A 12,110-nucleotide genomic window follows, 5' to 3' on the forward strand; every position below is an offset into this window, starting at 1 on the left:
TTTCCTGTGGTTAGTCGGCCAGCATTTGCTCAAGCTGCTCTTGCGCGTCCAGCCAGGCTATTTCGCACGCTTCCAGCCCGGCTTTGGCGCTGGCCTGTTGTTGCAGGCACTCGGTCAGCTCTGCTTTACGGCTCTGGTCGTACAGTTCACTGTCGCCCAGCTTTTCTTCCGCCTGCGCTAACTGCGCGTTCAGTTTTTCCATCTCTTTTTCGAGACGGGCGATCTCTTTGCGCAGCGGCTGGGTCTGCGTACGCAGCTCGGCTTCACGACGCTTCTGATCTTTACGCGCTTGCGCACTGTTCGCGTTCTCTTTTGGCGCTTCAGCAGGCTGGTTTTCCTGTTTCTGTACCTCGCTCAGCCACTGCTGATAATCTTCCAGGTCGCCGTCAAACGGTTCGACTTTACGGTCGTGGACCAGGTAGAGATCGTCGGTGGTAGAGCGCAACAGGTGACGGTCGTGCGACACGACGACCAGCGCGCCTTCGAATTCGATCAATGCTTCGGTCAACGCCTGACGCATGTCGAGATCGAGATGGTTGGTCGGTTCATCAAGCAGCAACAGGTTCGGGCGCTGCCAGACAATCAATGCCAACACCAGACGGGCTTTTTCGCCGCCGGAGAAACGCCGCGTCTCTTCCGTGACCTTATCGCCCTGGAAGCCAAAGCCGCCGAGATAGTCGCGCAGCTTCTGCTCCAGTTCCTGCGGCGCCAGGCGCGACAGGTGTTGCAGCGGTGACTCGTCAGCGCGCAGGTACTCCAGCTGATGCTGGGCGAAATAGCCAAGCTTAATGCCTTTCGCCAGGCCGATTTCACCACTGACCGGCGCGAGCTCGCCCGCCAGCAACTTGATAAGCGTAGACTTCCCGGCGCCGTTGCGGCCAAGCAGGCCAATGCGCGAGCCAGGCACCAGATTCAGCTTAATGGAGTCGAGTATGATGCGCTCGCCGTAACCCGCGCTCACTTTTTCCATTTTCAGCAATGGGTTTGGCAGGCTTTCCGGCGCGCGGAAGCTAAAGTGGAAGGGGTTATCCACGTGCGCAGGGGCGATCAGCTCCATGCGCTCCAGCATTTTGATTCGGCTTTGCGCCTGCTTGGCTTTGGTCGCCTTGGCGCGGAAGCGGTCAATATAGCTTTGCAGATGCGCCACGCGTTCCTGCTGGCTTTCGTACATCGCTTGCTGCTGGGCCAGACGGGTGGCGCGCTGGATTTCAAACGCACTGTAATTGCCGGTGTACTCGAACAGGTTTTGCTGTTCGATGTGGATAATTTTGTCCACTACCGGGTCGAGAAAATCACGGTCGTGGGAGATCAGAATCAGAGTGCCCTGATAGCCTTTCAGCCATTTTTCCAGCCAGATAACCGCATCAAGATCGAGGTGGTTAGTCGGTTCGTCGAGCAGCAGCAGATCGGAGCGGCAGATCAGCGCCTGCGCCAGGTTGAGGCGCATACGCCAGCCGCCCGAGAAGTCGCTGACCGGACGTTCAAGCTGTTCGTTGCTGAACCCCAGCCCATGCAGCAGACTGGCGGCGCGTGAGCGGACGGTCCAGGCGTCAATGGCGTCCAGCTTGCCGTGTACGGTGGCGATAGCGTGTCCGTCGTTACGTTCGTTAGCGTCATGCAACTGGGCTTCCAGTTGACGGTATTCGCGGTCGCCGTCAATGACGTACTCCAGCGCTGGCTGGGCCAGGGCGGGGGTTTCCTGATTCACCCACGCCAGCTGCCAGGATAGCTAAAACTTCCGGCGTCGGCGCTGATTTCATTTTTCAGCAACGCCAGCAGGGTAGATTTCCCGCAGCCGTTCTTGCCCACCAGGCCGACCTTCTGGCCCGGATTGATAGTGGCAGCGGCATTGTCCAGCAAGACGCGCACGCCGCGACGAATTTGTAACGAGGAGAAAACAATCATAAGGCGCCGTATGTTCTGACTATGTTAATTTATCATTATGATAATGTAGTGTGCTGGCATTCTGCCGCACTGGGGCGCAATGGTAGCCCAAAACAACAACGCGACACAAAAACAGAAATAAAACCGGGAGGGGGATGATGTCTCAGCCAGCAAAGGTGTTGCTGCTGTATGCCCATCCGGAATCTCAGGACTCGGTGGCGAACCGGGTGCTGCTTAAGCCGGCTATGCAGCTCAGTAACGTAACGGTGCACGATCTCTACGCGCACTATCCTGATTTTTTTATTGATATTCCGCATGAGCAGGCTCTTTTGCGTGAGCATGATGTGATTGTGTTTCAGCATCCGCTGTATACCTATAGCTGTCCGGCGCTGTTGAAAGAGTGGCTGGATCGGGTGTTAAGCCGCGGCTTTGCCAGCGGTCCGGGGGGGAACCAGCTCGCGGGAAAGTACTGGCGCAGCGTGATTACCACTGGCGAACCGGAGAGCGCCTATCGCTATGACGCTCTGAATCGTTACCCGATGAGCGACGTCCTGCGGCCCTTTGAGCTGACGGCGGGTATGTGCCGGATGCACTGGATGAGTCCGATTATTGTCTACTGGGCGCGACGTCAGCAGCCACAAGAGCTGGCGAGCCACGCCAGAGCCTATGGTGAATGGCTGGCCTCACCGATTCCGACAGGAGGTCGCTGATGGAAGGATCGAATTTGCTCCTCGCCGGGGTGCTGTTTTTATTTGCAGCGGTCGTGGCTGTGCCGCTGGCCGCGCGTATCGGTATCGGCGCCGTGCTGGGCTATCTGTTAGCCGGGATTGCGATTGGTCCGTGGGGGCTGGGGTTTATCAGCGATGTGGATGAGATCCTCCACTTCTCGGAGCTTGGCGTTGTCTTCCTGATGTTCATCATCGGCCTGGAGCTCAACCCGTCCAAACTGTGGCAGCTTCGCCGCTCTATCTTCGGCGTGGGGGCGGCACAGGTGCTGTTCAGCGCCGCGATTCTGGCCGGGCTGCTCATGCTGACGCAGTTTTCATGGCAGGCGGCAATCATCGGCGGGATTGGCCTTGCGATGTCCTCTACGGCGATGGCCCTGCAGCTGATGCGCGATAAAGGCATGAACCGTAACGAAGCCGGACAGCTGGGCTTTTCGGTACTGCTGTTCCAGGATTTGGCCGTCATCCCGGCGCTGGCCCTGGTGCCGTTGTTAGCCGGATCCGGTGACGATCATTTCGACTGGGTAAAAGTCTCCATGAAGGTGATGGCCTTTGCGGGGATGCTGATTGGCGGACGTTATTTACTGCGTCCGGTGTTCCGCTTTATTGCCGCTTCGGGCGTACGCGAGGTCTTTACCGCCGCGACGCTGCTGCTGGTGCTCGGCTCTGCGCTGTTCATGGACGCGCTGGGGCTGTCAATGGCGCTCGGTACGTTTATCGCCGGGGTGCTGCTGGCGGAGAGCGAGTACCGGCACGAGCTGGAGACCGCCATCGATCCGTTCAAGGGGCTGCTGTTAGGGCTGTTCTTTATCTCGGTGGGCATGGCGCTCAACCTTGGCGTGCTCTATACCCATCTGCTGTGGGTCGCGATGAGCGTGGCGGTGCTGGTGGCGGTGAAAGCGCTGGTGCTGTATGTCCTGGCGCGGATTTATGGTCTGCGCAGTTCGGAAAGAATGCAGTTCGCCAGCGTGTTAAGCCAGGGCGGAGAGTTTGCGTTTGTGCTGTTTTCTACCGCGTCGTCACAAAAGCTGTTCAAGGATGACCAGATGGCGCTGCTGCTGGTGACGGTGACCCTGTCGATGATGACCACGCCGCTGCTGATGAAGCTGGTGGACAAACTGCTGTCGCGCCGCCTGAATCCGGCAGACGACGAAGACGAAGCGCCGTGGGTAGAAGACGATAAACCGCAGGTGATCGTCGTGGGCTTTGGCCGCTTCGGACAGGTGATCGGGCGCCTGCTGATGGCGAACAAAATGCGCATCACGGTGCTGGAACGCGATATCAGCGCGGTCAACCTGATGCGCAAATATGGGTATAAGGTGTATTACGGCGATGCGACGCAGCTCGAACTGCTGCGCTCGGCGGGCGCGGAGGCCGCGGAGTCTATCGTCATCACCTGTAACGACCCGGAAGACACGATGAAGCTGGTGGAGCTGTGCCAGCAGCATTTCCCGCATCTGCATATTCTGGCGCGGGCACGCGGACGTGTTGAAGCTCACGAACTTTTACAGGCGGGTGTGAAACACTTCTCCCGTGAGACATTTTCCAGCGCGCTGGAGCTGGGGCGCAAAGCGCTGGTTTCGTTGGGCATGCATCCTCATCAGGCGCAGCGCGCCCAGATGCATTTCCGCCGGCTGGATATGCGAATGCTGCGTGAGCTGATGCCGGTGCACAGCGACACGGCGCAGATCTCCCGCGTGCGGGAAGCGCGCCGCGAACTGGAGGAGATCTTCCAGCGTGAAATGCAGCAGGAACGACGCCAGCTCGATGGCTGGGATGAATTTGAATAAAGGGTAACGAAAAATGGCTGTACGTAAACGCTTTATCGCGGGCGCAAAATGCCCGTCCTGCCAGGCACAGGATACGCTGGCCATGTGGCGCGAAAATAATATCGATATAGTTGAATGTGTTAAGTGCGGACACCAGATGCGTGAGGCCGACAAAGAAGCCCGCGATCACGTTCGTAAAGAAGAGCAAGTGATCGGCATTTTTCATCCCGACTAGCGATATGCGCTGAGTTTTTTTAAGCTTAAGGGTACACGGGTGCAGATTTCCGCTACAATCTGCGCCAGCAATTTTCCCACGCTCAGGAGATATCATGAAAGTAGCAAAAGACCTGGTGGTCAGCCTGGCCTATCAGGTACGTACAGAAGACGGTGTGTTGGTTGATGAGTCTCCGGTGAGTGCGCCGCTGGACTACCTGCATGGTCACGGCTCCCTGATTTCTGGCCTGGAAACGGCGCTGGAAGGTCATGAAGTTGGCGATAAATTTGACGTGGCTGTAGGCGCGAACGACGCTTACGGTCAGTATGATGACAACCTGGTTCAGCGCGTGCCTAAAGACGTGTTCATGGGCGTTGACGAACTGCAGGTTGGCATGCGCTTCCTGGCGGAAACTGACCAGGGCCCAGTGCCGGTTGAAATCACTGAAGTTGAAGACGACCACGTTGTGGTTGACGGCAACCACATGCTGGCTGGCCAGAATCTGAAGTTCAACGTTGAAGTGGTAGCGATCCGCGAAGCGACGGAAGAAGAACTGGCTCATGGTCACGTTCACGGCGCACACGGTCACGACCACGATCATGACCACGGTCACGACGGCTGCTGCGGCGGTCACGGCCATGACCACGGTCACGAGCACGGTGGCGAAGGCTGCTGCGGTGGCGGCGGTAAAGGTCACGGCGGCTGCGGTTGCCACTAATCCCGTCGTCTTTCAAGCCACGCAGGGTCTGCTGGATCTTGCTGTGACGAGAAATTCATAGGGTATTTAGCGCGCTGTACATGAACGGAGCGCAAAAAAAAGCGGGTATAGAATATAACCCGCTTTTTTTACGTCTCAATAATGAGGCGGTGGCGTCTCTTCCGCCTGGGAGGCGATATTGGACGGCTGGCTGGCCTTCAGTTTCTCGGTCAGCAGACGCAGATGATCGCGCAATTTGGCCATTTCCATTTCGTGGGCGGTGACCGTCACGTTGAGCTCTTCAATGGTGATTTCCTGAAAAGCCAGGCGACTTTCCAGTTCGGCCAGACGAGTTTCCAGCGTGGTATCCTGCATGATTCACCTCATTGATTATCCCGGGTTGCGGCGGATTCTACTGAATTCTGTCGATGAGCGCAGCCCTGATTGCGCCGCGCCGAAACTAATTTAAACAAAAAGAGTCTGAAAAGAAGTGAGAATAAGGCATGTCCTTATGTTGATTTGTTCAACAACGCTTTATAGTACGCTTCTTAAATGAAGCTAACCTCGGGGTGAGATGCCCCGGCCCTGGAGATATGGATGAAATCATTGTTTAAAGCCACGCTGCTGGCAACCACGATGGCCGTTGCGCTGCATGCCCCGATGACCTTCGCTGCTGAAGCGGCAAAACCGGCTGCGGCTGCTGATAGCAAAGCGGCGTTTAAAAATGACGATCAGAAATCAGCGTATGCGCTGGGCGCTTCGCTGGGTCGTTATATGGAAAACTCCCTGAAAGAACAGGAAAAACTGGGCATTAAACTGGATAAAGAGCAACTGATCGCGGGCGTCCAGGACGCGTTTGCCGATAAGAGCAAGCTGACTGACCAGGAAATCGAACAAACGCTGCAGGCGTTTGAAGCCCGCGTGAAATCTTCCGCTCAGGCGAAGATGGAAAAAGACGCGACTGAAAACGAAGCCAAGGGCAAAGAGTATCGTAACAAGTTTGCGAAAGAGAAAGGTGTGAAAACGTCCTCTACCGGCTTGCTTTATAAAGTCGAGAAAGCGGGTACCGGCGAAGCGCCGAAAGACAGCGACACCGTCGTTGTTAACTACAAAGGCACGCTGATCGACGGTAAAGAGTTCGACAACTCCTACACCCGTGGCGAGCCGCTCTCCTTCCGTCTGGATGGCGTGATCCCAGGCTGGACCGAAGGCCTGAAAAACATCAAGAAAGGCGGTAAGATCAAGCTGGTCATTCCACCGGAGCTGGCATACGGCAAAACTGGCGTCCCGGGTATTCCGGCTAACTCCACGCTGGTATTCGACGTAGAGCTGCTGGATATCAAACCAGCGCCGAAGGCGGATGCGAAGCCAGAAGCCGCAGCAGAAGCTGACGCAAAAGCCGCAGATGCTGCTAAAAAATAAAAACTGAGAACCGCCGCCGAACAGAGCGGCGGTTTTTTTATTGCAGGCCGGATATAATTAGTTGTGGAAAGTGGAACCTCCACTGTATTAATTTAACCATCCACATAATTAATGAGCCTGCCCTGAAAACATAACGACAGGCTCCTGAAAAGGAGTGTTTTTTTTCATGTCCAGGTCGCTTTTAACCAACGAAACCAGTGAGCTTGATTTACTGGATCAACGTCCTTTCGATCAAACCGACTTTGATATTCTGAAATCCTACGAAGCGGTGGTGGACGGGTTAGCGATGCTCATTGGTTCCCACTGTGAAATCGTTTTGCACTCTTTGCAGGATTTGAAATGCTCCGCTATTCGCATCGCCAACGGCGAGCACACGGGGCGTAAAATCGGTTCGCCGATTACCGACCTTGCGTTACGTATGCTGCACGATATGACCGGTGCGGACAGCAGCGTGTCGAAGTGCTACTTTACCCGTGCGAAAAGCGGCGTCCTGATGAAGTCCGTGACCATTGCTATTCGCAATCGCGAGCATCGCGTGATTGGCCTGCTGTGCATCAACATGAACCTTGATGTACCGTTCTCGCAAATCATGAATACCTTTATTCCGCCTGAAACGCCGGAAGTCGGATCGTCCGTCAACTTCGCTTCTTCTGTTGAAGATCTGGTCACCCAGACGCTGGAATTTACCATCGAAGAGGTGAACGCCGATCGTAATGTGTCTAATAACGCCAAGAATCGCCAGATCGTTCTGAATCTATACGAGAAAGGCATTTTTGATATTAAAGATGCGATCAACCAGGTCGCCGATCGTCTCAATATCTCCAAGCACACCGTGTATCTCTATATTCGCCAGTTCAAAAGCGGCGACTTCCAGGGGCAAGACAAGTAATGCGTTTTGCCATCATGGTTACCGGTCCGGCATATGGTACCCAGCAGGCGAGCAGCGCGCTGCAGTTCGCTCAGGCGTTACTGGAAGAAGGCCACACGCTAAGCAGCGTCTTCTTTTATCGTGAAGGCGTATATAACGCCAACCAGCTGACCTCGCCGGCGAGCGATGAATTTGACCTGGTTCGCGCCTGGCGGCAACTGCACACGCAGCATGGCGTTGCCCTCAATATCTGCGTGGCCGCGGCGCTGCGTCGCGGCGTGGTTGATGAAAGCGAAGCGGGCCGCCTTGGGCTGCTCTCCGCTAATCTTCAGCCGGGATTTACGCTAAGCGGCCTCGGCGCGCTGGCGGAAGCCTCGTTAACGTGCGATCGCATGGTACAGTTCTGATGAAACGCGTGGCTTTTGTTTTTTCCACCGCGCCGCATGGCAGCGCATCGGGCCGCGAGGGGTTAGACGCGTTGCTGGCGACCTCTGCTTTAACGGATGATCCCGGCGTCTTCTTCGTGGGTGACGGCGTGTTCCAGATCCTTGCCGGGCAAAAACCGGATGTCGTGCTGGCGCGCGACTATATCGCCACCTTTAAGCTGCTGGGATTGTACGATATCGAACAATGCTGGCTGTGCGCCGCCTCGCTGCGCGAGCGTGGGCTTGGCGATGACGCAGCGTTTGTGGTGGAAGCCACCGCGCTTGAGCCCGAAGCGCTGCGTCGGGAGCTGAGCCATTACGATGTGATCCTGAGATTCTGAGGCTCGTATGCTGCATACCTTACACCGCTCCCCGTGGCAGTCCGATTTCACATCCCTGCAGCGTTTACTCGCGGAAGGCGACGCGCTGTTATTACTCCAGGATGGCGTTATCGCTGCAATAGAAGGCTCTCACTTCCTTGAAACGCTGCGCAACGCCCCCATAACGGTATACGCACTGAAAGAAGACATTGACGCCCGCGGCCTGGGTGGTCAAATTTCAGACAGCGTCGTCAGGGTTAGCTATACTGATTTCGTCAGACTGACGATCCAGCACACCAGCCAGTTGGCCTGGTGATTGTGTGATCGTTGTATATTTCTTGACACCTTTTCGACACCGCCCTAAAATTCGGCGTCCTCATATTGTATGAGGTCGTTTTATTACGTGTTTACGAAGCAAAAGCTAAAACCAGGAGCTATTTAATGGCAACAGTTAACCAGCTGGTACGCAAACCACGTGCTCGCAAAGTTGCAAAAAGCAACGTGCCTGCGCTGGAAGCATGCCCGCAAAAACGTGGCGTATGTACTCGTGTATATACTACCACTCCTAAAAAACCGAACTCCGCACTGCGTAAAGTATGCCGTGTTCGTCTGACTAACGGTTTCGAAGTGACTTCCTACATCGGTGGTGAAGGTCACAACCTGCAGGAGCACTCCGTGATCCTGATCCGTGGCGGTCGTGTTAAAGACCTCCCGGGTGTTCGTTACCACACCGTTCGTGGTGCGCTTGACTGCTCCGGCGTTAAAGACCGTAAGCAAGCTCGCTCCAAATACGGCGTGAAGCGTCCTAAGGCTTAATGGTTCTCCGTTAAGTAAGGCCAAACGTTTTAACTTAAATGTCAAACTAAACTCGTAGAGTTTTGGACAATCCTGAATTAACAACGGAGTATTTCCATGCCACGTCGTCGCGTCATTGGTCAGCGTAAAATTCTGCCGGATCCGAAGTTCGGATCAGAACTGCTGGCTAAATTTGTCAATATCCTGATGGTAGATGGTAAAAAATCTACTGCCGAAACAATCGTATACAGCGCGCTGGAGACCCTGGCTCAGCGCTCTGGTAAATCTGAACTGGAAGCTTTCGAAGTCGCTCTCGAAAACGTGCGCCCGACTGTCGAAGTTAAGTCTCGCCGCGTTGGCGGTTCTACTTATCAGGTACCAGTTGAAGTCCGTCCGGTTCGTCGTAATGCTCTGGCAATGCGTTGGATCGTTGAAGCTGCTCGTAAACGCGGTGATAAATCCATGGCTCTGCGCCTGGCGAACGAACTCACTGATGCTGCAGACAACAAAGGTACTGCAGTTAAGAAACGTGAAGACGTTCACCGTATGGCCGAAGCCAACAAGGCGTTCGCACACTACCGTTGGTAATCCCTTCGGAATTTTAGTCACCAGGCGGGCGCTTCCAGTAAGCAGCCCGCTTTGGGCTACTTAAATTGAACGCCTAAAAGATAAACGAGGAATCAAATGGCTCGTACAACACCCATCGCACGCTACCGTAACATCGGTATCAGTGCGCACATCGACGCCGGTAAAACCACTACTACCGAACGTATTCTGTTCTACACCGGTGTAAACCATAAAATCGGTGAAGTTCATGACGGCGCAGCTACCATGGACTGGATGGAGCAGGAGCAGGAACGTGGTATTACCATCACTTCCGCAGCGACTACTGCATTCTGGTCTGGTATGGCTAAGCAGTATGAACCGCATCGCGTAAACATCATCGACACCCCGGGGCACGTTGACTTCACCATCGAAGTAGAACGTTCCATGCGTGTTCTTGATGGTGCGGTAATGGTTTACTGCGCAGTTGGTGGTGTTCAGCCGCAGTCTGAAACCGTATGGCGTCAGGCAAACAAATATAAAGTTCCGCGCATTGCGTTCGTTAACAAAATGGACCGTATGGGCGCGAACTTCCTGAAAGTTGTTGGTCAGATCAAAACCCGTCTGGGCGCGAACCCTGTTCCGCTGCAGCTGGCAATTGGCGCTGAAGAAGCGTTCACCGGTGTTGTTGACCTGGTGAAAATGAAAGCCATCAACTGGAACGAAGCTGATGCAGGCGTGACCTTCACCTATGAAGACATCCCGGCTGACATGCAGGAACTGGCTGAAGAATGGCACCAGAACCTGATCGAGTCCGCAGCGGAAGCGTCTGAAGAGCTGATGGAAAAATACCTGGGTGGTGAAGAACTGACTGAAGAAGAGATCAAAAAAGCTCTGCGTCAGCGCGTTCTGAACAACGAAATCATCCTGGTTACCTGTGGTTCTGCCTTTAAGAACAAAGGTGTTCAGGCAATGCTGGATGCGGTAATTGATTACCTGCCATCCCCGGTTGACGTACCTGCGATCAACGGTATCCTGGACGACGGTAAAGATACGCCTGCTGAACGTCACGCTAGCGATGACGAGCCTTTCTCTGCACTGGCATTCAAAATCGCTACCGACCCGTTCGTGGGTAACCTGACCTTCTTCCGCGTTTACTCCGGTGTGGTTAACTCTGGTGATACCGTACTGAACTCCGTGAAATCCGCACGTGAGCGTTTCGGTCGTATCGTTCAGATGCACGCTAACAAACGTGAAGAGATCAAAGAAGTTCGCGCGGGCGACATCGCTGCGGCGATCGGTCTGAAAGACGTGACCACCGGTGACACCCTGTGCGATCCGGATCACCCGATCATCCTGGAGCGTATGGAATTCCCTGAGCCGGTAATCTCCATCGCCGTAGAACCGAAAACCAAAGCTGACCAGGAAAAAATGGGTCTGGCTCTGGGCCGTCTGGCTAAAGAAGACCCGTCATTCCGCGTATGGACTGACGAAGAATCTAACCAGACCATTATCGCCGGTATGGGTGAGCTGCACCTCGACATCATCGTTGACCGTATGAAGCGTGAATTCAACGTTGAAGCGAACGTCGGTAAACCTCAGGTTGCTTACCGTGAAGCGATTCGCGCGAAAGTTACCGATATCGAAGGTAAACACGCGAAGCAGTCTGGTGGTCGCGGTCAGTACGGTCATGTTGTTATCGACATGTACCCGCTGGAGCCGGGTTCCAACCCGAAAGGCTACGAGTTCATCAACGACATCAAAGGTGGTGTAATCCCTGGCGAATACATCCCTGCCGTTGATAAAGGTATCCAGGAGCAGCTGAAAGCAGGCCCGCTGGCTGGTTATCCGGTTGTTGACATCGGTATCCGTCTGCACTTCGGTTCTTACCATGACGTTGACTCCTCGGAACTGGCGTTTAAACTGGCTGCGTCTATTGCCTTTAAAGAAGGCTTTAAGAAAGCGAAACCAGTTCTGCTTGAGCCGATCATGAAGGTTGAGGTAGAAACGCCGGAAGAGAACACCGGTGACGTCATTGGTGACTTGAGCCGTCGTCGCGGTATGCTGCGCGGTCAGGAATCTGAAGTTACTGGCGTTAAGATCCACGCTGAAGTTCCGCTGTCTGAAATGTTCGGATATGCAACTCAGCTGCGTTCTCTGACCAAAGGTCGCGCATCGTACACTATGGAATTCCTGAAGTATGATGATGCACCGAGCAACGTTGCTCAGGCCGTAATCGAAGCCCGTGGTAAATAATCCACAGGATTAAAACCTAAGTCCCGTGCTCTCTCCATAAGGGGAGAGCGCTATAGTAAGGAATATAGCCGTGTCTAAAGAAAAATTTGAACGTACAAAACCGCACGTTAACGTCGGCACCATCGGCCACGTTGACCACGGTAAAACTACCCTGACTGCTGCAATCACTACCGTACTGGCTAAAACCTACGG

Annotated in this window: 14 protein-coding genes and 1 pseudogene; 13 read left to right on the forward strand and 2 right to left on the reverse strand. The window is 54.6% G+C overall.

Going from position 1 to position 12,110, the window contains the following annotated elements:
- Positions 1-10 precede the first annotated feature (10 nt).
- Positions 11-1,905: pseudogene (locus APU02_RS21700) on the reverse strand (ABC transporter ATP-binding protein).
- A gap of 137 nt (positions 1,906-2,042) precedes the next feature.
- Here APU02_RS21700 and kefG point away from each other — a divergent pair.
- The 4 genes from kefG to slyD all read left to right on the forward strand — a co-directional run bounded on the left by kefG (position 2,043) and on the right by slyD (position 5,310).
- The gene (kefG, locus tag APU02_RS21705) at positions 2,043-2,594 is read left to right on the forward strand and encodes a glutathione-regulated potassium-efflux system ancillary protein KefG (RefSeq protein ID WP_060571210.1); all 552 of its coding nucleotides are present in this window, start codon (positions 2,043-2,045) and stop codon (positions 2,592-2,594) included.
- Positions 2,594-4,399, forward strand: a complete 1,806-nt coding sequence (kefB, locus tag APU02_RS21710) for a glutathione-regulated potassium-efflux system protein KefB (protein WP_060571206.1) — start codon at positions 2,594-2,596, stop codon at positions 4,397-4,399. Before kefG ends, kefB begins: the two co-directional genes overlap by 1 nt.
- A gap of 13 nt (positions 4,400-4,412) precedes the next feature.
- Positions 4,413-4,613, forward strand: coding sequence for a YheV family putative zinc ribbon protein (locus tag APU02_RS21715; RefSeq protein ID WP_003861689.1), 201 nt, complete (start codon positions 4,413-4,415; stop codon positions 4,611-4,613).
- 94 nt (positions 4,614-4,707) lie between these two features.
- The gene (slyD, locus tag APU02_RS21720) at positions 4,708-5,310 is read left to right on the forward strand and encodes a peptidylprolyl isomerase (protein WP_060571207.1); all 603 of its coding nucleotides are present in this window, start codon (positions 4,708-4,710) and stop codon (positions 5,308-5,310) included.
- A 135-nt stretch (positions 5,311-5,445) separates the two neighbouring features.
- On the opposite strand, the gene APU02_RS21725 is transcribed toward slyD, so the two are convergent.
- Complete coding sequence (locus APU02_RS21725) at positions 5,446-5,664, reverse strand: protein SlyX (protein ID WP_042286253.1); 219 nt, start codon at positions 5,662-5,664, stop codon at positions 5,446-5,448.
- Between the two features lie 222 nt (positions 5,665-5,886).
- Here APU02_RS21725 and fkpA point away from each other — a divergent pair, with 222 nt between their 5' ends.
- The 9 genes from fkpA to APU02_RS25510 all read left to right on the forward strand — a co-directional run.
- Positions 5,887-6,711 (forward strand): FKBP-type peptidyl-prolyl cis-trans isomerase, encoded by an 825-nt coding sequence (gene fkpA, locus APU02_RS21730; protein ID WP_042286250.1) that lies wholly within the window; start codon positions 5,887-5,889, stop codon positions 6,709-6,711.
- 166 nt (positions 6,712-6,877) lie between these two features.
- Positions 6,878-7,600, forward strand: coding sequence for a transcriptional regulator (locus APU02_RS21735; protein ID WP_042286247.1), 723 nt, complete (start codon positions 6,878-6,880; stop codon positions 7,598-7,600).
- Complete coding sequence (tusD, locus tag APU02_RS21740; RefSeq protein WP_042286241.1) at positions 7,600-7,986, forward strand: sulfurtransferase complex subunit TusD; 387 nt, start codon at positions 7,600-7,602, stop codon at positions 7,984-7,986. Before APU02_RS21735 ends, tusD begins: the two co-directional genes overlap by 1 nt.
- A complete protein-coding gene (gene tusC, locus APU02_RS21745) occupies positions 7,986-8,345 on the forward strand; it encodes a sulfurtransferase complex subunit TusC (protein WP_042286238.1) in 360 nt (119 codons plus the stop codon). Before tusD ends, tusC begins: the two co-directional genes overlap by 1 nt.
- A 7-nt stretch (positions 8,346-8,352) precedes the next feature.
- Positions 8,353-8,640, forward strand: coding sequence for a sulfurtransferase complex subunit TusB (tusB, locus tag APU02_RS21750; RefSeq protein ID WP_042286237.1), 288 nt, complete (start codon positions 8,353-8,355; stop codon positions 8,638-8,640).
- Between the two features lie 125 nt (positions 8,641-8,765).
- Entirely contained in the window at positions 8,766-9,140 is a 375-nt protein-coding gene (gene rpsL / locus APU02_RS21755) for a 30S ribosomal protein S12 (RefSeq protein WP_000246815.1), read from the forward strand.
- Positions 9,141-9,236: 96 nt separating this feature from the next.
- Positions 9,237-9,707: a 30S ribosomal protein S7 gene (gene rpsG, locus APU02_RS21760; protein WP_002920113.1), complete on the forward strand. Its 471-nt coding sequence runs from the start codon at positions 9,237-9,239 to the stop codon at positions 9,705-9,707.
- A gap of 96 nt (positions 9,708-9,803) precedes the next feature.
- Positions 9,804-11,918 carry an elongation factor G gene (gene fusA, locus APU02_RS21765; RefSeq protein ID WP_042286235.1) on the forward strand — a complete coding sequence of 705 codons (2,115 nt, stop codon included), beginning with the start codon at positions 9,804-9,806 and terminating at the stop codon, positions 11,916-11,918.
- 70 nt (positions 11,919-11,988) lie between these two features.
- The coding region (locus APU02_RS25510) for a GTP-binding protein (RefSeq protein WP_004202223.1) at positions 11,989-12,110 on the forward strand (122 nt) is incomplete at its 3' end.

The sequence above is a fragment of the Citrobacter sp. 50677481 genome, assembly GCF_001463265.1.
Lineage (GTDB): Bacteria > Pseudomonadota > Gammaproteobacteria > Enterobacterales > Enterobacteriaceae > Citrobacter_A > Citrobacter_A sedlakii.